Annotated in this window: 16 protein-coding genes, 2 tRNA genes and 2 pseudogenes; 14 read left to right on the forward strand and 6 right to left on the reverse strand. The window is 73.4% G+C overall.

Going from position 1 to position 21492, the window contains the following annotated elements:
- Window positions 1-49: 49 nt before the first annotated feature.
- Window positions 50-1384 (reverse strand): hypothetical protein, encoded by a 1335-nt coding sequence (locus O7595_RS17140; RefSeq protein WP_269729542.1) that lies wholly within the window; start codon window positions 1382-1384, stop codon window positions 50-52.
- 326 nt (window positions 1385-1710) lie between these two features.
- A complete protein-coding gene (locus O7595_RS17145; RefSeq protein ID WP_269729543.1) occupies window positions 1711-2580 on the reverse strand; it encodes a bifunctional DNA primase/polymerase in 870 nt (289 codons plus the stop codon).
- Window positions 2581-2920: 340 nt separating this feature from the next.
- Between O7595_RS17145 and O7595_RS17150 the strand changes: the two genes are divergently transcribed.
- The 8 genes from O7595_RS17150 to O7595_RS17185 all read left to right on the forward strand — a co-directional run bounded on the left by O7595_RS17150 (window position 2921) and on the right by O7595_RS17185 (window position 10739).
- Entirely contained in the window at window positions 2921-3232 is a 312-nt protein-coding gene (locus tag O7595_RS17150; RefSeq protein ID WP_269729545.1) for a hypothetical protein, read from the forward strand.
- A 257-nt stretch (window positions 3233-3489) separates the two neighbouring features.
- Complete coding sequence (locus O7595_RS17155) at window positions 3490-4653, forward strand: acyl-CoA dehydrogenase family protein (RefSeq protein WP_269729546.1); 1164 nt, start codon at window positions 3490-3492, stop codon at window positions 4651-4653.
- Window positions 4650-5600, forward strand: coding sequence for a bifunctional MaoC family dehydratase N-terminal/OB-fold nucleic acid binding domain-containing protein (locus O7595_RS17160; protein WP_269729547.1), 951 nt, complete (start codon window positions 4650-4652; stop codon window positions 5598-5600). Before O7595_RS17155 ends, O7595_RS17160 begins: the two co-directional genes overlap by 4 nt.
- 1 nt (window position 5601) lies before the next feature.
- Window positions 5602-6717 carry an acyl-CoA dehydrogenase family protein gene (locus O7595_RS17165; RefSeq protein WP_269729548.1) on the forward strand — a complete coding sequence of 372 codons (1116 nt, stop codon included), beginning with the start codon at window positions 5602-5604 and terminating at the stop codon, window positions 6715-6717.
- Entirely contained in the window at window positions 6714-7139 is a 426-nt protein-coding gene (locus O7595_RS17170; protein ID WP_269729549.1) for a MaoC family dehydratase, read from the forward strand. Before O7595_RS17165 ends, O7595_RS17170 begins: the two co-directional genes overlap by 4 nt.
- Entirely contained in the window at window positions 7136-8302 is a 1167-nt protein-coding gene (locus O7595_RS17175; RefSeq protein WP_269729550.1) for a lipid-transfer protein, read from the forward strand. The genes O7595_RS17170 and O7595_RS17175 overlap by 4 nt, the downstream gene beginning before the upstream one ends.
- 148 nt (window positions 8303-8450) lie before the next feature.
- Window positions 8451-8996, forward strand: a complete 546-nt coding sequence (locus O7595_RS17180; RefSeq protein WP_269729551.1) for a SigE family RNA polymerase sigma factor — start codon at window positions 8451-8453, stop codon at window positions 8994-8996.
- Between the two features lie 90 nt (window positions 8997-9086).
- On the forward strand, window positions 9087-10739 hold the full coding sequence (locus O7595_RS17185) for a long-chain fatty acid--CoA ligase (RefSeq protein ID WP_269732522.1): 1653 nt from the start codon (window positions 9087-9089) through the stop codon (window positions 10737-10739).
- 581 nt (window positions 10740-11320) lie between these two features.
- On the opposite strand, the gene O7595_RS17190 is transcribed toward O7595_RS17185, so the two are convergent.
- Together O7595_RS17190 and O7595_RS17195 are read right to left on the reverse strand one after the other, a co-directional pair.
- Window positions 11321-15613 (reverse strand): PAS domain-containing protein, encoded by a 4293-nt coding sequence (locus O7595_RS17190; protein WP_269729552.1) that lies wholly within the window; start codon window positions 15611-15613, stop codon window positions 11321-11323.
- A gap of 326 nt (window positions 15614-15939) precedes the next feature.
- On the reverse strand, window positions 15940-16464 hold the full coding sequence (locus tag O7595_RS17195) for an SSI family serine proteinase inhibitor (protein WP_269729553.1): 525 nt from the start codon (window positions 16462-16464) through the stop codon (window positions 15940-15942).
- Window positions 16465-16698: 234 nt separating this feature from the next.
- Between O7595_RS17195 and O7595_RS17200 the strand changes: the two genes are divergently transcribed.
- Both O7595_RS17200 and O7595_RS17205 read left to right on the forward strand, forming a co-directional pair.
- Window positions 16699-16789: transfer RNA gene (locus O7595_RS17200), tRNA-Ser, on the forward strand.
- A gap of 369 nt (window positions 16790-17158) precedes the next feature.
- Window positions 17159-17231: transfer RNA gene (locus O7595_RS17205), tRNA-Arg, on the forward strand.
- Between the two features lie 91 nt (window positions 17232-17322).
- On the opposite strand, the pseudogene O7595_RS17210 reads toward O7595_RS17205, so the two are convergent.
- Window positions 17323-17602: pseudogene (locus O7595_RS17210) on the reverse strand (site-specific integrase); the annotation flags it as partial.
- A 5-nt stretch (window positions 17603-17607) separates the two neighbouring features.
- Here O7595_RS17210 and O7595_RS17215 point away from each other — a divergent pair.
- Window positions 17608-18123 (forward strand): annotated as a pseudogene (locus O7595_RS17215) (IS110 family transposase); the annotation flags it as partial.
- A gap of 39 nt (window positions 18124-18162) precedes the next feature.
- Here O7595_RS17215 and O7595_RS17220 read toward each other — a convergent pair.
- Window positions 18163-18669 carry a hypothetical protein gene (locus O7595_RS17220; protein WP_269729554.1) on the reverse strand — a complete coding sequence of 169 codons (507 nt, stop codon included), beginning with the start codon at window positions 18667-18669 and terminating at the stop codon, window positions 18163-18165.
- A 231-nt stretch (window positions 18670-18900) separates the two neighbouring features.
- Between O7595_RS17220 and O7595_RS17225 the strand changes: the two genes are divergently transcribed.
- The 3 genes from O7595_RS17225 to O7595_RS17235 all read left to right on the forward strand — a co-directional run bounded on the left by O7595_RS17225 (window position 18901) and on the right by O7595_RS17235 (window position 21490).
- Window positions 18901-19197 carry a hypothetical protein gene (locus O7595_RS17225; RefSeq protein ID WP_443071642.1) on the forward strand — a complete coding sequence of 99 codons (297 nt, stop codon included), beginning with the start codon at window positions 18901-18903 and terminating at the stop codon, window positions 19195-19197.
- 280 nt (window positions 19198-19477) lie between these two features.
- Window positions 19478-20473 carry an amidohydrolase family protein gene (locus O7595_RS17230; protein ID WP_269729555.1) on the forward strand — a complete coding sequence of 332 codons (996 nt, stop codon included), beginning with the start codon at window positions 19478-19480 and terminating at the stop codon, window positions 20471-20473.
- Window positions 20474-20749: 276 nt separating this feature from the next.
- Window positions 20750-21490, forward strand: a complete 741-nt coding sequence (locus O7595_RS17235; protein ID WP_269729556.1) for a response regulator transcription factor — start codon at window positions 20750-20752, stop codon at window positions 21488-21490.
- Window positions 21491-21492: the final 2 nt, after the last annotated feature.

The raw sequence follows: 21492 nt of genomic DNA on the forward strand, positions 1-21492 counted from the left end.
AAACCGCCCGGGGGAGCCCTTCCGTCCGTCGTGTTCCGCGTCGCCGCGGTCAGGAAGCGGAGTCCGTCCTCCGGCGGCGGGCCACGAGGATCGCGCCGGCGCCGAGGGCCACGGCCGTGCCGGCGGCGGCGAGCTGCGGCAGGGCGGCGGAGGAGCCGGTGCTGGCGAGGCTGCCGCTCGTGGTGGTGAGCGGTTGCGTGGTCGTGGTCTGGGTCTGCGTGCCCGTGCCGGCGCTGGACGACGGGGAGGCGGACGGCGCGGTCTTGGCGGTGACCTCGAAGTCGTACGGGGTCAGCTCCGGCGAACCGCCGCAGGTGCCGTCCTCGTTGACGTAGTCGGCGGCGATGAAAGCGACGCCCGCGGCGTCGGGCGTGCCGGCGTCGACCGTCAGCCGCAGCTTGATGTCGGCGTGGGTACCGGCCTTCAGCGAGGTGACGGAACCGGCTGTGTAGTCGTCGCCCGCTGCCGTCCAGGTCTGGGTGGGCGTGGACCACTGCAGGTGCATGTGGTCGTCGATGGGCGCGTAGCCGCCCTTCTCGATCCCGTGGACGTAGACGAAGGGCCAGACCTCGTCGAGCGTCCTGTCCGTGCCGTTGGTGATGCGGAGCTCCATCTCGACGGTCGAACCGGCGGTGATCCGGGCGGGCAGGCCGGAGAGGGTCGCGGTGAGCTCGCTCTCGGGCCGGCACGGGACCGGCTCCTGTCCCTCCAGGGCGTCCTCGAGGGCCTTGTCGGCGGCCTTCTTGGCCTCCAGGGCCTTCTTCACTGCTTCCTGGGCCTTGCCCAGCTCCCGTACGGAGGCGACGCGGGCGTCGCCCAGGTCGATGGCGGTCCGCTTCGCCTTCTCGTCGGCCGCGGTCTTGGCGGCCGCGGCGGTCCCGGCCGCGGTGGCGGCGTCCGCGACGGCCTTCTCGGCGGCGGCCTTCTCCTCCGGTCCGGCGGTCTCGGGCAGTGCGGCGAGTGCGGCCTCGGCGTCGGCCAGGGCCTTGTCGGCGTCGGTCTTGGCGGTGGTCGCGTCGGCCGCCGCCTTCGCCGCCGCCTCGGCCACGACGGCGAGCGGGAAGTCGTCGGAGTGCGCGGCCTCCACGGCGGCCAGCGCGGCCTTCTCCGCGGCGACGGCGTCGTCGTACGCCTTCCGGGCCTGTGCGGCGGCCTTCTTGAGCTCCTCGACGGAGGGATCGGCGGCCTGAACCCCGGCCTCGTTCCGGCCGGCGTCGATCTTGCCGGCCGGCGTGCCGCCGCGCAGCACACCGGCGCGCGATGCGGCGTCCTCGGGGGTGACCGGGGCGGCAATGGAGGCGGTCGGCCTGTCGTCGGCGAACGCGGGCGTGGTGCCGAACAGTACGGCGGGCGTGGTCACGGCAGCGGCGACGGCCGTTGCCACGGTGCGGCGGAGTGTCACGAGCACCCTTTTCTGGGGTCCGGTGTCTGGTACGGGAGCACGGGCAGCCGCCGCGGTTTCCCTCACGCAGGGCGACTGGTCGGTGGTGATCGTATGACCGCCGCCGGTGCTGCGGAAGCAAGTTGCGCGGGCTGGAGGGCGGCTGACGCTGCCTCATGCCGCGGGTGAATCACTCAAGCCGGACAGTTGCCCTCGATTGGCGGCATTCCCGTGTGAGGCATATCACGAAGGATCGAGGGTCGGGACATCGGTCCGGTGCCGACGGACGCCCGGATCACGGCGCACGGACGGCCGCGGTGTGCCGGGGCTCAACGGCTCGTCAGCCGTGCGGCCGACGCGATCGTCGCGCGGGCCTCACGCTCGGTCAGCCCGGCGCGCACGGCTGCTTCGGTCAGCGCGTCGGCGAGGCTCTCGCCGATGCCGTTCTCGTACGCCCGGCAGGCGGCCCAGAACAGCCGGGTGTTGCGTTGCCCCTCGTGGGCGGCGAGCACGAAGTGGATCAGGCCCTGGCCGTGCGGGGCCCGGGCGGGCGCGGGGCGGTGGGTGGCCGCGGGGGGTGCGATCAGCTTCAGCAGGGCGTCGGGGCACGGGGCGGGCGGCAGCTCGGCCGAGCCCGGTGCGAGCCGGTACGCGCCGTGCGCCGACACCGATCCCGGGCCGACGAGGTAGCCGCCGGCGCCGCGGATGTCGATCCCGGGGGCGAGGCGGCTCGCCGAGTTCGGCACCACCACGTCGGACGGGCCGGTCAGCCACAGGTGGCGGCCGCCGCTCGGGGTGATGACGGTGACCGTCTCCGGGATCGTGAACAGATGCCGGAGCGCCAGCTGCCGCAGGGCCGCTGCCGAGTCCGTGGCGCCGGTGGCGGCCGTCCTGGTGTCCAGGTCGACACCGATCAGGTGGTGCGGCGGGCGTCCGCAGGCGATGCCGTACCCGGTGGCCCAGGGCGCGGCGGAGAAGAGGGCGCGGACGGCGGCGGGGTCGGCCGTCGCGTCGTGCACGCCGTGCCCGGGCAGGCCGCACTCGCCCCGGCAGTGGGCCGGCTCCGGGTCCAGGCGGTGCGGTGACGGCAGGGCGGGGAGCTTCGTGGGGGACAGGGGGATCACGGGGAGCCCGCGCTCGGCGGCGGAGAGGGCGTGGGCGAGGGCCAGGGTGGCGGTGTGCCGGTCGGTGGTGGCCATGGCTCCATGTTCGTACGAATGTTCGAGTAAGGGAAGGGGAGGGGATTGGCCGAAAATGTGCCGTAACGCTTCTCCCCCCGGCATCGGCGGACCTGGCCCTGCTCGGGCGGCTGAGCTGCGAGGTCCGCGGCCGGGTGGGGGTTTATCGACATGTCCTCACGCTTGAGGGCGAATCACCGCCTCCGGGGTGGTTCGCCGGAGGCCCGCTGGGCAACTCTGGATGCGCGACGTCGTGAAGATCGACCGGTGCGGTCGGCCAACCGCTCCGTTTCCAGCCGTAGTTCCGCACGTTTCGGTGCGCCGCTGTCCGGTGCACTTCCAATGCTTCGGAGGAATCGACATGGCAAGCATCCGTACCGTCCGCACCCTGGCCGCCGTCGCCGCGCTGCCCTTGGCCGCCGCCCTCTTCGCCGGTGTGGCGCACGCCGACAACGGGGCCTTCGCGGGCGACGGATCGAACGCCGCCGTGGCCACCGTCAGTGGCAGTGGCGTGGGGGGCCACAACCTCGGCAACTCGACGACCACCCAGCAGGTGGCCACCGGTGCCGGTGCGTCCAACCAGAACAACACGGCCTCCGTGAACGGCTCGGCCTTCACCGCGATCGACCAGTCGAACGAGAACATCGCGATCACCTTCCTGCCGCTCTGGTAGGAGCGCCGCCCGGGGAGGGGTGAGCGGGGGCGGACGACGGTCTGCGCGGCGGTGCTCCGGTACCGGCGTGCGGACCGTTCGCCGTTGCGGGGTGGGACGGGGTCGTGTTGCCGCGTGTGCGCCCGAGGGTCGCGACGGGTGGTCCGGGACGGCTGAGGCGGTGCTCGTCTCCTTGACAGGACAAGCAATCTGACGGACAGTCAGAAACCTTGCGCCTGCGCCGTACTCCACCCCGTGCCACCCGGGAGGCCGCCGTCGTGCATCTCGCCCCGACAGAGCGCCAGCAGCGGCTGCGCGCCGAACTCCGCTCGTACTTCCGTGCCCTCATGCCGGACGGTCCCCCGGCCGCGGACGACCACGCCGAGCAGCGCAGGCTGCTCGGACGTATCGGTACCGACGGACTCCTCGGCCTCGGGTGGCCCGTCGAGTACGGAGGGCAGGGCCGGGGTGCGGACGAGCAGTTCGTCTTCTTCGACGAGGCGTACCGCGCGGGCGCGCCCGTCTCCATGGTCACGCTGAACACGGTCGGCCCGACGCTGATGACGTACGGGACGGACGAACAGAAGGCGTCCTTCCTGCCCGGGATCCTGCGCGGTCGACTCGTCTTCGCCATCGGCTACAGCGAGCCCGGGGCCGGTACCGACCTCGCGGCGCTGCGCACCAAGGCTGTGCGCGACGGCGGCGACTGGGTCGTCGGCGGTCAGAAGGTCTTCACCTCCAACGCCCAGAACGCCGACTGGATCTGGCTCGCCTGCCGCACCGATTCCGAGGCACCCCGGCACCGGGGCATCTCGGTCGTCATGGTGCCCACCGACGCGCCGGGCTTCTCCTGGACCCCGATCAGGACGGTCGGCGGGCTCACGACGACGGCGACGTACTACGACGGCGTCCGGGTGCCCGCGACGAACCTCGTCGGCGAGGAGAACGGCGGCTGGGGACTGATCACCAGCCAGCTCAACCACGAGCGGGTGGCACTCGCCGCGATCGGCATGCAGGCGGAGGACTTCGCGGCGGCGGCCCTGGAGCGGGCCCGCACGCCCGACCCGGTGACGGGCGTGCGCGCCGTCGACGAGCCCTGGGTGCGTTCGAGGCTGGCCGAAGTGCATGCCCGGCTCGCGGCGACGCGTCTGCTCAGCTGGCGGCTGGTGGGGGACGTGGGGACCGGCCGGCTCGCCCCCGGGGACGCGAGCGGTGTGAAGTTCATGGGCACCGAGTCGGCCGTCGAGGTGTACCGGATGTGCCAGGAGATCACGGGCGAGGCGGGGCTGGTGAGGGCCGGTTCACCGGGCGCCGTGGGGGACGGGGAGCTGGAGCGGATGAACCGTGCGGCACAGATCAACACGTTCGGGGGCGGGGTGAGCGAGGTGCAGCGGGAGATCGTCGCGACGATGCGGCTCGGCATGCGGAGGGGGAAGCGGTGAGCGAGGACGAGCTGTATCCGCTGCTGAAGGCGTACGAGGGGCGCGGCGCCTCGGCCCCCGGCGTCGGCAAGGACCCGGTGAACGCGCCGATGATCAGGCACTGGTGCGAGGCGATGGGCGACCGCAACCCGGCGTACGAGGGACCGGACGCGATCGCTCCGCCGACGATGCTCCAGGCGTGGACGATGGGCGGGCTGTCCGGGCACACCGGCCGCACCGGAGCGCACGACGAGTTGTTCGCACTGCTCGACGGCGCCGGGTTCGCCGCGGTGGTGGCGACCGACTGCGAGCAGGAGTATCTGCGCCCGCTGCGGCCCGGGCACCGGATCACCTACGACTCCGTGATCGAGGCGGTCTCGCCGCGCAAGACGACCAGGCTGGGCGCCGGCTACTTCATCACGACCAGGATGGACGTCCGGGCGGACGGGGAGCTCGCCGGGACGCACCGCTTCCGCATCCTCAAGTATGCGCCGGGGGCCGGGCGGGGAACCCGGCCCCGGCGGCCCCGCCCGGTGGTCAACCGGGACAACGCGGGGTTCTGGGAAGGCGTCGCCCGGCACAGGCTGCTGATCCAGCGCTGCGCCTCGTGCGCGAGGCCGCGCTTCCCGTGGCTGCCGGGTTGCGGGGTGTGCGGCTCCGCGGAGTGGGACGCGGTCGAGGCAGACGGCGCGGGGACGGTCTACTCGTACGTGGTGATGCACCACCCGCGCTTTCCCGCCTTCGGCGGCCCCGACGGCGTGTCCCGGGAGGGACCGGACCCGGACGGGCCCGGTCCGTACGCGGTGGGACTGATCGAACTGGCCGAGGGCGTGCGCATGGTCAGCAATGTGATCGGGGTGCCGTACGACAAGGTGCGCATCGGGATGCCCGTCCGGCTGGAGTTCATGCGGGCCGACGAGGAACTGCAGCTGCCGGTGTTCCGGGCCCTCTCGGAAGGGGCGGGGTGACATGGACTTCACCCCGACCGACGGGCAGGCGGCGGCCCGTGATCTGGCCGCGCGGATCTTCGGAGACCTCTCCACCCCGGAACGGCTCGCCGCGGCCGGGGCGGGGACGGACGCCGAGCTGTGGAAGGCCCTGGGCGAGGCCGGGCTCGTCGCGGCGGTGGAGGACGTCGGACTGCTCGGTCTGGTCCTGCTGCTGGAGGAGCAGGGCCGCACGACCGCGCAGGTGCCGTTCGCGGTGAGCTGTGTCTACGGCCAGCTGGCCCTGGGCCGGCACGGCACGGAGGAGCAGCGGGCACGCCTGCTGCCGGCGTTCGGGGACGGCTCGGCCGTGGCGACCGGCGCCTTTCCTGGTGGAGGCGCGATACGGGCCGACGCCCTGCTCGACGGGGGGGCGGTGCGGTCCGGTGGCGACGGCCGGCTGACCGGGACGACGGGGTGGGTGCCGTGGCTGCGGGACGCCACGCACGTCCTGGTGCCGGACGCGGACCGCAGCCTCTGGCTGGTGCGGGTGGCGGACGCGGCGACCGTCCCGGTGGAGACGACCGCCCCCTGGGCCGCGGCCGTGCTCCGGCTGGACGGCACACCCGCCGAACGGATCGGGAGCGGCGGGGCGTACCGGGATGTGCTCGCCGCCGCCAGAGTCGCCTTCGCCGGTCTCCAGGCCGGGGTGTGCGCGGGTTCGCTCGCCCGGGCCGTCGCCCACACCTCCGTGCGGGAGCAGTTCGGGCGCCCGCTCTCCACCCGGCAGGCGGTCCAGCTCCGGGCGGCCGACGCCCATATGGACACGGAGGCGATCCGGGTCACCGCGTACGAGGCGGCATGGCGGTTCGACGAAGGACTGTCCTGCGCCACCCAGGCGCTCACGGCGGGGTGGTGGGCGTCCGAGGCCGGACGACGGGTCGTCCACACCGGTCAGCATCTGCACGGCGGTGTCGGCGCCGATCTGGGCCACCCCGTCCACCGGCACTTCCTCTGGGGTCGCCAGATCGACGCCCATCTGGGCTGCGGCGCCCGGCTGCTGGACGAGCTCGGCGCGTTGCTGGCCGGTCGGGAGCGGGTGGAGCGCGAGGCGCGCGAGCAACCGGCGGCACACGAGGAGAAGGAGGCGACGGCATGAGCGCGAGCGGTACCGCGGCCCGCGGCCCGCGTGCGGGCGACGAACTGCCCCCGCTGGCCGTTCCGATCACCCGCACGCTGATCGTCGCGGGGGCCATCGCCTCCCGGGACTACCAGGACGTGCACCATGACGCGGAGCTCGCCCGGGAGAAGGGCGCGCCGGACATCTTCATGAACATCCTGACGACCAACGGCCTCGTCGGGCGGTACATCACGGACCGCTTCGGACCGGAGGCCGTGCTGCGGAAAGTGGTGATACGCCTCGGTGCGCCCAACCACCCGGGCGACACGATGACGTTGACCGGGACGGTCACCGAGGTCGACGGGGACACGGCCGTGGTGCGGGTGGTCGGCTCGAACGGCCTCGGCCATCACGTCACCGGCACGGTGACCGTCGGCCTGCCCGGGGAGGAGGCGGAATGAGCCTGCACAGGGCCGACTCGCTCGGCGGCCGTGCCGCCGTCGCCGGTATCGGCGCGACGGAATTCTCCAAGGACTCCGGGCGCAGTGAGCTGAGGCTGGCCGCCGAGGCGGTGCGAGCCGCGCTCGACGACGCCGGCCTCTCCCCCTCCGACGTCGACGGCATGGTCACGTTCACCATGGACACCAGCCCCGAGATCACCGTCGCCCAGGCGGCCGGGATCGGCGAGCTGTCGTTCTTCTCCCGCGTCCACTACGGCGGCGGCGCGGCGTGTGCGACCGTGCAGCAGGCGGCCCTGGCGGTGGCCGCCGGGGTCGCCGAAGTCGTCGTCTGCTACCGGGCCTTCAACGAGCGGTCGGGCCGCAGATTCGGATCGGGGGTGCAGTGGCGCGAGCCCTCGGCGGAGGGGGCGGCCCTCGGCTGGAACCTCCCGTTCGGGCTGCTGACGCCTGCGTCCTGGGTGGCCATGGCGGCCCGGCGCTACCTCCACGCCCACGGGCTGACGCCGGAGGCGTTCGGGCCGGTGGCCGTGACCGGCCGGCGGTACGCGGCCCGCAACCCGGCGGCGTACTTCCACGGAAGGCCCATCACCCTCGACGACCACGCGGCCTCGCGCTGGATCGTCGAGCCGCTGCGGCTGCTGGACTGCTGCCAGGAGACCGACGGCGGCCAGGCTCTCGTCGTGACCTCCGTCGAGCGGGCCAGGGACCTTCCGCACCCTCCGGCGGTGGTGGTCGCCGCGGCCCAGGGCGCGGGCCGCGCCCAGGAGCAGATGACCAGCTACTACCGCGACGATCTCACCGGACTCCCCGAGATGGGCGTCGTGGCCCGGCAGCTCTGGCGGACCTCGGGGATGGGTCCCGCCGACATCGACGTCGCCATCCTCTATGACCATTTCACCCCTTATGTACTGATGCAGTTGGAGGAGTTCGGCTTCTGCGGGCGGGGTGAGGCGGCTGCGTTCGTCGCGGCGGACACGCTCCCCCTGAACACGCACGGGGGCCAGTTGGGCGAGGCGTATCTGCACGGCATGAACGGCATCGCGGAGGCCGTCAGACAGCTGCGGGGCACCTCCGTGAACCAGGCCGCCGGGGCGGCCCGCGCCCTGGTCACGGCCGGTACGGGCGTCCCGACCTCGGCACTGGTACTCGGGACGGACGGTTGAGCCGGTGACGCACGGGACCCTGAGCCGGAGCAGAGGCCTCCTCCACCCACAGGAGGTGGGGCCCGCTTCACCGCTACAACCTGAGGCGGATCCTGGTTCGGGACCTGGGGCCGATCCGGCTGGGAGGCCCCGCTCCTAGCGTGGAGCCATGACCACGCCAGTCTGCACGACCGCTTCCAGCGCCGCCGTGCCGCCGACCTCCTACACGTCGTTCTCGTCGTACGTACGGGCGCGGGGGCCCGTGCTGCTGCGGACCGCCCGCTCCCTCACGGCCAATCCGAGCGACGCCGAGGACCTGCTGCAGACCGCGCTCGCCAAGACCTATGTCGCCTGGGAGCGCATCGAGGACCACCGCGCCCTCGACGGATACGTCCGCCGCGCGCTGCTCAACACCCGCACGTCTCAGTGGCGCAAGCGCAAGGTGGACGAGTTCCCGTGCGACGAGCTGCCCGAGCCCTCCGGGGCCTCCCCGGGCGACCCGGCCGAGCGGCAGGTGCTGCACGACGCGATGTGGCGTGCGGTGATGCGGCTCCCGGACCGGCAGCGCGCGATGGTCGTCCTCAGGTACTACGAGGATCTCAGCGAGGCCCAGACCGCCGAGGTGCTGGGTGTCTCCGTGGGCACGGTCAAGAGCGCGGTCTCCCGTGCGCTCGGCAAGCTCCGTGAGGACCCGGAGCTGTCCCCGGTCCGCTGAGCTTTCTTACCCGGGGGTAGTGACATACCGATTGGTATGTGCGCAGAATCTGCACACACCTTGGAGCTGTGCGCCCACCGGGAGGACGCCGTGCTGAGCACCATGCAGGACGTACCACTGACCGTTACCCGCATCCTGAAGCACGGGATGACGATCCACGGAAGTTCACAGGTCACCACATGGACGGGCGAGAGCGAGCCGCAACGCCGCAGCTACCGTGAGATCGGCGAGCGCTCGGCCCAACTGGCCCACGCCCTGCGCGACGACCTGGGCGTCACCGGTGACGAGCGGGTCGCGACCCTCATGTGGAACAACGCCGAGCACGTCGAGGCCTACTACGCGATCCCCTGTATGGGCGCGGTCCTCCACACGCTCAACCTGCGACTGCCCGTCGAGCAGCTGGTGTTCATCGTCAACCACGCCGCCGACCGGGTAGTGATCGTCAACGGTTCGCTGCTTCCCCTGCTCGCGCCCCTGCTGCCGCACCTGCCGACCGTCGAGCACGTCGTGGTCTCGGGCCCCGGCGACCGCTCGGTGCTGGACGGCGCCGCCGCCCGGGTCCACGAGTACGAGGAACTCCTCGCCGGGAAGCCGACCACGTACGACTGGCCGGAGCTGGACGAGCGCTCGGCTGCCGCCATGTGCTACACCTCCGGCACCACCGGCGACCCCAAGGGCGTGGTGTACTCGCACCGCTCGATCTATCTGCACTCCATGCAGGTCAACATGGCCGAGTCGATGGGCGTGACGGACGCCGACACCAGCCTCGTCGTCGTGCCCCAGTTCCATGTGAACGCATGGGGTCTGCCGCACGCGGTGCTGATGACCGGTGTGAACATGCTGATGCCGGACCGCTTCCTGCAGCCCGGCCCGCTCGCGGAGATGATCGAGACCGAGCGCCCGACCCACGCCGCGGCCGTACCCACCATCTGGCAGGGCCTCCTCGCAGAGCTCACCGCCAAGCCGCGCGACGTGAGCTCCCTCACCCAGGTCACCATCGGCGGCTCGGCCTGCCCGCCGTCGCTGATGGAGGCGTTCGACGCGCTCGGTATGCGCGTCTGCCACGCCTGGGGCATGACCGAGACCTCGCCGCTGGGCACCGTCGCCCGGCCGCCTGCCCACGCGGTCGGCACCGAGGCCGAGTTCGGCTACCGGCTCACCCAGGGCCGATTCCCGGCGGGCGTCGAGGCGCGGCTGCGCGGGCCGGGCGGGGAGTTCCTGCCGTGGGACGGCGAGTCCGCGGGCGAGCTGGAGGTGCGCGGTCCGTGGATCGCGGGCGCGTACTACGGCGGCGCGGCCGGCGAGCCGCTCCGGCCGGCCGACAAGTTCAGCGAGGACGGCTGGCTGAAGACCGGTGACGTCGGTGTCATCGGCCCGGACGGCTTCCTCACCCTCACCGACCGGGCCAAGGACGTCATCAAGTCGGGCGGCGAGTGGATCTCGTCCGTCGAGCTGGAGAACGCGCTGATGGCGCACCCGGAGGTGGCGGAGGCCGCCGTCGTGGCCGTACCGGACGAGAAGTGGGGCGAGCGCCCGCTGGCGACGGTGGTGCTGAAGGACGGCTCGACCGCCGACTACGCCTCGCTGAAGGAGTTCCTGGCCGGGCGCATCGCCAAGTGGCAGTTGCCGGAGCGCTGGGCGATCATCCCGTCCGTGCCGAAGACCAGCGTCGGCAAGTTCGACAAGAAGGTCATCCGCCGGCAGTACGCGGACGGCGAGCTGCAGGTCACCGAAGTGCGCTGACGACCGTCCCGCAGTCCCCGGCGGGCGCACGAGGACAGCTGCGGCGCCTCGCCGTCGTTGTCGAATCGCCCCGGTACATCCGGTACGAGGACGACTCTCCGCCGTGCGATGCACCGCCTCCGACGCCGCGCGCCGACCTCCCAGGGACCGCGGGACGGCTCTTGGGCGGTCACGTTGTTCGGGCACGGCCCGGTACGCGACGCGTACCGGGCCGTGCTGCGGCTGCGGCTGCGCTGCTCCGTGCTGCTCGTGCTGCCTCTGTCCCGTGTGGCGTCCGCTCCGTGTGACGTCCGCGGCATGCCGTGTCCGTTCGGCGCGCCGTCGGGTCCGCGCGAGCTCGTCGTTGCGGAACCCGGGCGTCTCCGGTTTCCGGCGGCGGACCGGTGCCCAGGGGTGCCCGATCCGCGGACCGGAGCTCCTCGCGTTCCAGCGGCCCGCCGTCGAGCGCGGAGGGCAACCGGAAGCCGTGCTCCACGAGGATGCGCCCCGGTCCGCCGGGGCGCATCCTCGTGGAGCCCCGGCCCCGGGCGACGAGACCGGCGACCGCCGCGCCCGCGTCGGCCGGTGGTCCGGTCACCGCCCTAGTTGGTCCCGATCTTCGCCAGCAGGTCCACGATCCGGCCCTGGACCTCGGCGTTCGTGGAACGCTCGGCCAGGAAGAGGACGGTCTCGCCCGAGGAGAGCTTCGGCAGCTCCGCCTGGTCGAGCCCGGCCGAGGTGTAGACGACGAGCGGGGTGCGGTTCAACTGCCCGTTCGCGCGCAGCCAGTCGATGATCCCGGCGCGGCGGCGGCGCACCTGCATCAGGTCCATCACCACCAGGTTCGGCCGCGTCTGCTGGGCGAGCGCCACCGCGTCCGCGTCGGTCGCGGCCCGCGCGACCTGCATCCCACGCCGCTCCAGCGTGGCCGTCAGGGCGGCCGCGATGTCGGCGTGCTGTTCGATCAGCAGTACGCGGGACGGATGCTGTTCGCTGTCACGCGGCGCCAGGGCCTTCAGCAGCACGGCGGGGTCCGCTCCGTACGCGGCCTCGCGCGTGGCCTGGCCCAGTCCGGCGGCCAGCAGCACGGGGACCTCGGCGGCCACCGCGGCCTGGCGGAGCGACTGCAGCGCGGTACGGGTGATCGGCCCGGTCAGCGGATCGACGAAGAGCGCGGCCGGGAAGGCGGCGATCTGCGCGTCCACCTCCTCGCGGGAGTACACGATCACCGGCCGGTAGCCGCGGTCGCTCAGCGCCTGCTGCGTGGCGACGTCGGGCGCCGGCCACACCAGCAGCCGGCGCGGGTTGTCCAGCGGCTCGGGGGGAAGCTCGTCGTCCTGGGGCAGCGGTGCCGGCCGGTTGGCGACCTCGACCGCGCCACCAGGTCCGTCCAGCGGCTCCGGGCCCTCCGCGCCCTCGTCCGGAGCGCCGATCGCGTACGCCCGCCCCTCGGTGGGCGCACCGAGCCGCTGCGACGGGCCCGGGGCGGTGGCGGGTCCCGGCTGCGGCTGCTGCGGAAGGAGTCGCGCGCCCGTCTCGGACACTTGGCGCTCGGCCTCCTGCCGGGTGGCCAGCTTGCGGCGGCGGCCCGAGCCCGCCGTCTGGTTCTGGGCCGCGATCTGCGGCAGCGCCGCTGCCTGCGTGGCCTGCCGGTTCTGCTGCTGCGCGATCTGCTGGGCGAACGGCACTCCCTGGCCGAGCGTGCGCACGCTGAACGCCCTGCCCTGCGAGGCGTCGGGGTCGACCGGCTCGACAGCGGGCACCGGTGCGGCGGTCCCCCGCGCCGGTGTCGCCGTCCCGGCCGCCGGAGCCGGCGCCTCGGCGGGCAGCGGCTGGGCCGCCCGACGGGCCCGGGCGGGCGGCCCAGCCGACACCGGGGCGGCTGGAGGCAGCGGTACGGAACCGGTGTCACCGGAGGCGACCGGGGCGGCTGGAGGCAGCGGTACGGAACCGGTGTCACCGGAGGGCGCGGCGTTCGCGGCGGGATCCTGGGCGAGCGGCTCGGCCGGTGCCGGGCCGGGTGCGGTGGGCGGTACCGGGCCGGTGGGTGCCATCAGGCCGGCGGGCGGGGTCGCGGGACCGGCGGCGGGTACCGGGCCGGGTGCGGCGGGTGTTGCCGGACCGGCGGGCGGGGGCGTGGGCGTGGGGGTCGCGGGACCGGCGGGCGGTACCGGGCCGGTGGGTGCCATCAGGCCGGCGGGCGGGGTCGCGGGACCGGCGGCGGGTACCGGGCCGGGTGCGGCGGGTGTTGCCGGACCGGCGGGCGTGGGCGTGGGCGTGGGGGTCGCGGGACCGGCGGGCGGTACCGGGCCGGTGGGTGCCACCAGGCCGGCGGGCGGGGTCGAGGGACCGGCCTGTGCGGGGACGCCCCGCCCGGCCGTCCCGCCCTCGGCCGGGCGCGCACGCCGACGTCCGGTCGGCACGGGGTGCGGCTGCGGGGGGGTGTGATCGCCGTCCGGCTCGGGACGCCCCTGGTCATGGCGGCCCTCGTCCACGGGTGCGACGGCGGGGGTGCGGTCAGCCTCGGCGGGCGGCAGCGCGAACGGGCCGCGCGGCTCCTCGGCGGGGGCCGGCCGGTCGTTGCCGGTCGCGAGCGCCCGCCGCGCCCGCCGGCCGCCCTGCTGCGCTCCGGACGCGGTTCCCGTGGTGGCGGGCTCCAGTGCGGCGACGCCCTGACCGGCGGACTGTCCACCGTGTGGGTCCGCGGTCCGCCCCGTGGCCGCCGGGCCGTCCGGGGCCGTGCCGCTCGAGGGCGGCGCGGGAAGCGCCGCCTGGGCACGCCGGGCCCGCCGCCCGGTGCCCTGCGGGGCCGCGGCTTCGGGGCTCACACCCTGGGGCGGCACGGTGTCGCCCAGCGCGGGGCGGCCCGCAACGGCCTCCGCCGCGGTCACGACGGAGCCGCCCTGCGCGGCCGGGAGGGCGGCCGGCTCGACCTCGGCCGGGCTCGGCCGGCCACGACGACGGCCCGTGCCGCCGCTCGCCGCCGCAGGCTCGCCGCCGGTGCCACCGGCCTTGTCACCTTCCGTACGTGCCCGGCGCCGCCCGGAGGGCTCGGCGGAGACGGGTGCGCCGTCGGGGCCCACCGGGCTCTCCAGGAAAGCGTCCGTCGAGGCCCGGCGCGCGCGCCGCCGCCCGCCACCGGACGTGGCCTGCGCCGGGAGGACGGACGGCGCCTGCTCCGGGGCCGCCGCGGAGGCCACCGTTCCGGCCCCGTTGCCGAGCGGCACCTCCAGGACGTAGGCGCTGCCGTTCATACCCGGCACCTCGTGCGTCTGCAGCACGCCGCCGTGCGCGGTCACGATGCCGCGGACGATGGGCTCGTGCACCGGATCGCCGCCGGAGTAGGGACCGCGCACTTCGAGTCGTACGACGTCGCCGCGCTGCGCCGCCGCGACCACGATGGTCGAGTCGACGTACCCGGCGCCCGGCACCACCCTGGCCTTGCCCGTCGAGTCGATGCCCGCGACGTCGGCGACCAGATGCGCCAGCGCCGTCGCCAGTCGTGCGCCGTCCACCTCGGCCTCGATCGGCGGGGCGTGGACCGCGAACTGCGCCCGCCCGGGGCCGATCAGTTCGACCGCGCCCTCGACACCGGCCGCCACGACCGCGTCGAGCAGGACGACGGCCTTGTCCAGCTGCTCCGCACCGGCGTCCAGCCGCTGGAAGCCCAGGACGTTGTCGACCAGGGTCGTCATCCGGGCGTAGCCCGCGGACAGGTGGTGCAGGATCTGGTTGGCTTCCGGCCACAGCTGCCCGGCCGGGTCGGCGGCCAGCTTCCCGAGCTCGCCGCGCAGTTCCTCCAGGGGACCGCGCAGTGCCTCGCCGAGGACCGCGGCCAGCTGGGCGTGCCGGGCGGCCAGGGCGGCCTCCCGCTCGTCCCGGCTCTCGATCTCCGCGGCGTACTGCTCGGTCCTGTCCGCGATCTCCGCGGTGTGCTTCTCGGTCAGCTCCGCCAGTTCGGCCGCGTGCCGCGCGTCCCGCTCGGCCATGTCGGTCGCGTACTTCTCGTCGCGCTCCGCGATGTCCGTGCTGTACTTCTCGTCCCGTTCGGCGAGCTCCGCGGCGTGCCGCTCCGCCTGCTCCTCGTAGGGCCGCCGGTCGGTGAAGGTCATGACCGCGCCGACCAGCTGCTCCCCGTCGCGCACCGGCGCGGTGGTCAGGTCGACGGGGACGCGCTTGCCGTCCTTGGCCCACAGCATCTGGCCGCGGACCCGGTGCTTGCGCCCGGACTTGAGCGTGTCGGCGAGCGGGGACTCCTCGTACGGGAACGGCTCGCCGTCCGGGCGCGAGTGCAGGATCAGCGGGTGCAGTTCCTTGCCGCCGAGGTCGCTGGCGCGGAAGCCGAGGATCTGGGCGGCGGCCGGGTTGACGAGGACGACACGGCCGTCGGTGTCCGTGCCGACGACCCCCTCGGCGGCGGCGCGCAGGATCATCTCGGTCTGCCGCTGGGAGCGCGCGAGTTCGGCCTCGGTGTCGACCGTGCCGGACAGGTCGCGCACGACGAGCATCAGCAGTTCGTCGCCGGTGTAGCCACCTCCGACGCCGGGCGAGTCGTATGCCTCACGGCCGTCCTCGAGGCTGGCGCTGGTCACCTCCACCGGGAACTCGCTGCCGTCCGTGCGGCGTGCGACCATCCGGGTCGGCTTCGTGCGGCCGCGCTCGTCGGCGGAGTCGGGGCGGCGCATCGAGCCGGGGATGAGCTTGGAGTCGAACGCCGGCAGCAGGTCGAGGAGCCCGCGACCGACGAGCGCGGTGCCGGGGGCCTCGAACATCTCGAGGGCGATGGTGTTGGCGTTGACGACCGTGCCGTTGCAGTTGACGAGGACGAGCCCGTCCGGGAGGGCGTCGAGTATGGCGGCGAGGCGAGCAGCGCCTCGGGATGGCCTGCTGCTCACGACGACGCTTCCTCCCTGACCTACAGCATCCTGCGGCGGACGGCCGGGGCCATCTTGCCCTCGCGGCCGCAGCCTGTCACTGGAGGGAGTCTAAGGGCTGGGGATGCGGCCGCGGCGGTGGATGAGGGGGAGCTCTCACCAAGGTTCTGTGTACACACAGTCTGCCCGGGCCCTCGGAGACGCCCCCTGACCTGCGCATGACCGTACCGCCGGGAGCGCTGGGCGCCATCGTGGGGCGTCAAGCGGGCGTGGGCGGGGGCGTTGGCCGAAACCCCGGGACGGGTTACGCCGGTCCTCGGGACGGGGCCGTCCGGGTGGGCGGGGTGTCATACCGGGGTGGTACGGGCGTCGTCCTGGCGGGCGGTCGGCAGAACCGGTTCGAGGGTCTCCCAGCGGCGGATCTCGCAGCCGTTGGTGCGGTCGAAGGTGGCGTCGACGTCGTGCCCGCGCCAGGTGCCGGTGATCCGCGCGGTGGCGGGGCCGCCGTGCTGCATCGTGCACATGGTGTCCGCGCCGACCGGACTGAAAGGGTCCTGCCGATCCGTGGCGAACTCGGCCAGCCGGTCGCAGGCCGCCTCCGCCTCGGGGTGCGAGCCGCCCGCCGGACCGCCCGCCGCGCCGCACGTCAGCTCGTACGTGCCGTCGGCCTGGGGGTTCCCGGTCTCCGAGGTGGTCACGACGAGCCGGTCACCGGGCGCGGACCGGTCCGACGGCTCCGGCTGACCGGGTTCGAGCAACGGCAGCGGGATCGGCGTGTGCGGGGAGGCACCCGCGGTGGGCACGGCGGCGGTCAGCGCGGCGAGGGAGGCTGTGGCCGTCGCGGCGACGGTGAGGACGAGGCGGCGCAGCATGCGTACTCCTGGAAGCGAAGGTTCGGGGGCGGGGCCCCGCTTCGGGGGACGGCGTCCCGGCATCTCTAACGCTCCGCGCGCCGGGGCGTTGCGCAACCCCGGCTGGGCCGATCGGGGTGTGAGCGCGTCTTTGCCCAGGAGCCCGCGCGCCTAGTACCGTGGGGAGCGATTGGTGACACCCCACCCGGCTGTGTCATCATCTGCACGCACCACCCGCGACCGCGCGGGTGTGCTGGAGGCGTCGCCTAGTCCGGTCTATGGCGCCGCACTGCTAATGCGGTTTGGGTCTTAAAGCCCATCGAGGGTTCAAATCCCTCCGCCTCCGCATCATCACCGAAGCCCCGGCCCGACGGCCGGGGCTTCGGTCGTTCCCGGTGTGGGTCCGACGGCTCCGACAGCCGCCGGCCGTGGTGGCGTCCGGTGTCCCCCGCTCCTTCGTCGGTGTCGCACCGGCCCGCGCGATCTCCCTCTCTCGGCGCCCGGGGTCCGTCTCCGATATTCCGGGTCGGCACACGGGTGATCCGCTCGCTTCCGCATCCCCCCGGACGGCGGTCCCCAGCGTCGGGCGCCCATACGGCCGTCCGGGTGTTTGTGCAGGTCAGGCGGGGTGCGGTTAATGGATTTCGCCTGACGGCGCAGGTCATGTAATGTTGTTCCCGCAACGCCGACCGGGCCGAAAAGCCCGGGAAGACAAGCACTCGTAGCTTAACGGATAGAGCATCTGACTACGGATCAGAAGGTTGCAGGTTCGAATCCTGCCGAGTGCACACGGATCAAAGCCCCCTCGGGATCGTCCCGGAGGGGGCTTTGTCGTGCCGTACAGCCCGAGGTACAGCAACCGTACGGATCGCTGTCAGCGGTGCCGCCCATCGCGGCGGACAGCTTGCCGATCGCAGCGCGTACCTCTTCTTCGCTCGCCTCGGCATAGACCTCCATCGTCACGGCGATCCGTGAGAGCCGGAGAATGCGCTGCGCCACCTTCGGGTGAACCCTGAGAGCGATCAGGAGCGAGCTGCAGGTGTGTGCGGGTGTTACGGAGCGGGATGGATCGGAGACCGGCCCGGCGGGCCCGCAGCGCGAACATGCGGGTGAGGTTCCTCGGCTCGATCGGCGTGCCGTACTTCGTGGTGAAGATCAGATCTTGCCGTCTGCGTGCCCGGTCGGACGGTCAACCGTATGTCGGGCGCCTACCGAGGCGAGGCGAGAACCGATCCCGCGATGCCTATGTCATCGCCGGGACTGCGCGTCATCGCCGGGGCTTCGCGGCCATTGACGTGCCCGCCCAGCCGGTCGCCGACCTCGCGCTGCTGACTGCCCACCGCACCGACCTCGTGGCCGACCGGGCGTGGGTGATCAACCGCTTGCGGGACGTGCTGGCCGGTGTCCTCCCCGTGCTGGAACGAGCCTCGATTGCAGCGCGCAGAAGGCTGCACTCGTGCTGTTGACCGGTACCGGACGCCGGCCCCGATTCGCCGCCGCGGCCGGGTCCGACTGACGGCCTGGCCGGCCAATCGCGATGGCCGAAGCGCCGCCGCGGTCACCGCTACCGCGCCGGAGGCTGTGCAGGCTCAGCGGACCGCGCTGCCGGGGGAGGACGTCGCCGCGCAGGTCGTCGCCGACCTCGCGGCGCAGATCCCTGTCCTGGACGACCGGTTGAAACCTATGCCGCCCAGGTGAGCGCGGAAAAGCAGTCGGGCATCAGACCCCGTGCCGCCTGGCGACGCCACGTATCTCCTGAGCGGCGCCCGGCTGCTCCAGCAGCATCGTCCCGGCCTCACGCCCTTCATGGTGGATGCGCAGTCGCGGGCCGTCGGTGATCAGCCGCAACTCGGGCCATGGGTGTCGCCACAGCAAGGCAGAGCGTTCCCACATCTCCATGCAGCGGGTGGTCACGCGAAGTTGATACTGCGGCCCTTCGTGAGCCGCGGGCGGGGTGTGCTCGGTGTACGGGGGACGAACGGTGTAGGTACCGAGCACCGTCTCCCCGGGCTCCAGGACCTCGTTACGGATACCGCGCTGACGGCCGATCTGCGCCCCGGTCCAGCCGGCAAGCCCCGCCGTCAGCAATGCCACGGTCGCCACCGCCCACCAGGGCAGGGCGGCCCTGATTCCGTAGCCGACCATTGCCACTGCTGCGAGGACTGCCATCGCGACAGCGCCGAACAGCCTCGCGCGCCGGATGCGCTGATCCCGTCCTTGATCCACGCCGTGTCCCCCCAGTGCTGGTAGCGATGTGCCGCCACGATATGTGAGGCGGTCGTGCGGACCAGCCCAGCCCGGTGCATGGATCGGTAGGCCATGGTGATCGCGGACAGTCGGCACCGTGAGTCCCGAAGGGGCGTCATGCTCACGGCGACTCATGACCCGCTCCGGGCTCGGTCGTTGCAGCCGGGGCCACGGCTCGGGTCGACGCAGGTGTTGATTCCGGATCCGCCGTTGTTGCTCGACCACGCCGGCGAGTTCGGGTTGGCGCCCACGGTGCAGCCCGGCGCGGCGGTCGGGGGTCCGGCGGCCCTGCGGGTGGTGCGGGAGTTGGTGGACGGCGGGGGCGTGGCCGGGCGGCTCGTCGCGGCCGCGGGCCCCGATCTGCACCTGGGCACCGGCGACGGCCGCGTGACGGTCCTCGACACCCGCTTGATGTCCGGCTGGGAGCTCGTCGCGGCCGATCCCCGATCCGCGGCGTCCGTGCCGGTGGACGAACTGCCGACGGGTGTCCAGGACGGGCTCTTCTGAGCCGTCCGGGTCCGGATCCGGCCCGGAGCGGATCCGATGGGGGATCCGCACCGGAGCCGACGGGGAATCCGCTCCGGCCCCGGCCCCGCACGTCCGGCCTCCGTGGCCGCGATGGCCCGCCCCGGCTCCTGGAGCACGTGGCACGGGCGGCTTCCCGCACCCAGCGTGAGTGCGCCCCGGTGCGGACCCGGTACGCGCCGTCCGCCCGCGCCCGCGCCCGCGTCCGGGGCCGGGGGGCGGGGCCTGGACAGTGCCTCGGTGCACGTCGGAGGGTGTGGGCATGAGCGATCACCCCGTGACGGCACGGAACCACCCCGCCTCCCCCTGCTGTTCGCCGGATGCGGAGGGAGCGGCCCGGGGTGCGGCGGCCGGACCCTCCGGCGGTCCGGGCCCGGACGGGACCGAGGCCCTGGCGGTACGGACGTTCTGGCAGCGGCTGGGGCTGCCGGGACTCATCGACGTGCACACCCACTTCATGCCCGAGCGGGTCCTGGACAAGGTGTGGGCGTACTTCGACTCCGCCGGACCGCTGACGGGCACGGCGTGGCCGATCACCTACCGCGCGGAGGAAGGCCGACGGATCGCGCTGCTCCGTGAGTTCGGAGCGAGGCACTTCACGTCCATGCTGTACCCCCACAAGCCGGACATGGCGGAGTGGCTGAACGGATGGGCCGCCGACTTCGCCGCCCGGACGCCCGACTGTCTGCGGACGGCGACGCTGTACCCCGAGGAGGGCGTCGAGCGCTATGTCCGCGCGGCCGTGGAGGGTGGGGCCCGGGTGTTCAAGGCGCACGTCCAGGTCGGAGCGTACGACCCCAACGACGCCCTCCTCGACCCGGTGTGGGGTCTGCTCGCCGAGTCGCGCGTGCCGGTGGTGATGCACTGCGGGTCCGGGCCGGCGCCCGGCAAGTACACCGGGCCCGAGCCGGTGGCACGCCTCCTCTCGCGCCATCCCCGACTGCGGTTGATCGTCGCCCACATGGGGATGCCGGAGTACAGGGACTTCCTGGACCTCGCCGATCGCCACCGGGAGGTGCGCCTGGACACGACGATGGCCTTCACCGACTTCAGCGAGCGCTTCAGCCCGTTCCCGGCGGCCGAGCGGGCGCGGCTCGCGGACCTGGGGGACCGCGTGCTGTTCGGGACGGACTTCCCCAACATCCCGTACCCCTACCTCCACCAGCTCCGGGCCCTGGAGCGGCTGGAGCTCGGCGACGACTGGCTGCGCGCGGTCTGCCACGGGAACGCTGCCGCGCTGTTCTCGGTCGGGCCGTGACGCCCGGCCGTCCACGGCCGTCTGCGGCGGTCCTCGGCCGTTCCCGCCCGTCCCGCCCGTCCACGGCAGTCCGTGGTGGTCCCCGCCCGTCCCGCCCGTCCACGGCAGTCCGTGGCGGTCCCCGCCCGTCCGCCGCGGTCCGTGGCGGTCTTCGGCGTCGCCCGCCCGTGACGCCGTGCATCGGTGCCGATCGCCCACGTCTGCCCGTGACGGTTCTCAGGGGATTCACAGGGAAGCGCAAGGTCGCTCTCACCGCGGCGCCCCAGAGTGGGCGGCATGACGACGACCACGGCCCGGGGACGCTCCGGACTGCGCAGGACCGACGGCGGCCCCGTACGGGTCCTCGTCGTGGACGACGAGTCCTCCCTCACCGAGCTGCTCTCGATGGCCCTGCGCTACGAGGGGTGGGAGGTGCGCAGCGCGGGCGACGGGGCGGGTGCCGTGCGCGCGGCCCGCGCCTTCCGGCCCGACGCCGTCGTCCTCGACGTGATGCTGCCCGACATGGACGGGCTGGCCGTCCTCGGCAGGCTCCGGCGCGAACTCCCCGACGTACCGGTGCTGTTCCTGACGGCCAGGGACGCCGTCGAGGACCGGATCGCCGGCCTCACGGCGGGCGGTGACGACTACGTGACCAAGCCGTTCAGTCTGGAGGAGGTCGTGGCACGGCTGCGCGGGCTGATACGGCGTTCCGCGACGGCGGTCGCAGCGCGGGACGAGTCGCTGCTCGTCGTCGGTGACCTGACGCTCGACGAGGACAGCCACGAGGTGACACGCGGCGGTACGTCGATCCACCTCACGGCGACGGAGTTCGAGCTGCTGCGCTATCTGATGCGCAACCCCCGGCGGGTGCTCAGCAAGGCGCAGATCCTGGACCGGGTCTGGTCGTACGACTTCGGCGGCCAGGCCAATGTGGTCGAGCTCTACATCTCCTATCTGCGGCGCAAGATCGACGCGGGGCGCACCCCGATGATCCACACCCGGCGCGGTGCCGGATATCTGATCAAGCCCGGTGACTAGGG

It is taken from the genome of Streptomyces sp. WMMC940, from assembly GCF_027460265.1.
Classification (GTDB): domain Bacteria; phylum Actinomycetota; class Actinomycetes; order Streptomycetales; family Streptomycetaceae; genus Streptomyces.

Bases quoted from the DNA above. Each gene is read 5' to 3' on its own strand.
- O7595_RS17230 (WP_269729555.1), top strand. From the start codon at position 19,478: ATGAGCGATCACCCCGTGACGGCACGGAACCACCCCGCCTCCCCCTGC.
- O7595_RS17175 (WP_269729550.1), top strand. From the start codon at position 7,136: ATGAGCCTGCACAGGGCCGACTCGCTCGGCGGCCGTGCCGCCGTCGCC.
- O7595_RS17150 (WP_269729545.1), top strand. From the start codon at position 2,921: ATGGCAAGCATCCGTACCGTCCGCACCCTGGCCGCCGTCGCCGCGCTG.
- O7595_RS17165 (WP_269729548.1), top strand. From the start codon at position 5,602: ATGGACTTCACCCCGACCGACGGGCAGGCGGCGGCCCGTGATCTGGCC.
- O7595_RS17195 (WP_269729553.1), bottom strand. From the start codon at position 16,464: ATGCTGCGCCGCCTCGTCCTCACCGTCGCCGCGACGGCCACAGCCTCC.
- O7595_RS17145 (WP_269729543.1), bottom strand. From the start codon at position 2,580: ATGGCCACCACCGACCGGCACACCGCCACCCTGGCCCTCGCCCACGCC.
- O7595_RS17180 (WP_269729551.1), top strand. From the start codon at position 8,451: ATGACCACGCCAGTCTGCACGACCGCTTCCAGCGCCGCCGTGCCGCCG.
- O7595_RS17170 (WP_269729549.1), top strand. From the start codon at position 6,714: ATGAGCGCGAGCGGTACCGCGGCCCGCGGCCCGCGTGCGGGCGACGAA.
- O7595_RS17235 (WP_269729556.1), top strand. From the start codon at position 20,750: ATGACGACGACCACGGCCCGGGGACGCTCCGGACTGCGCAGGACCGAC.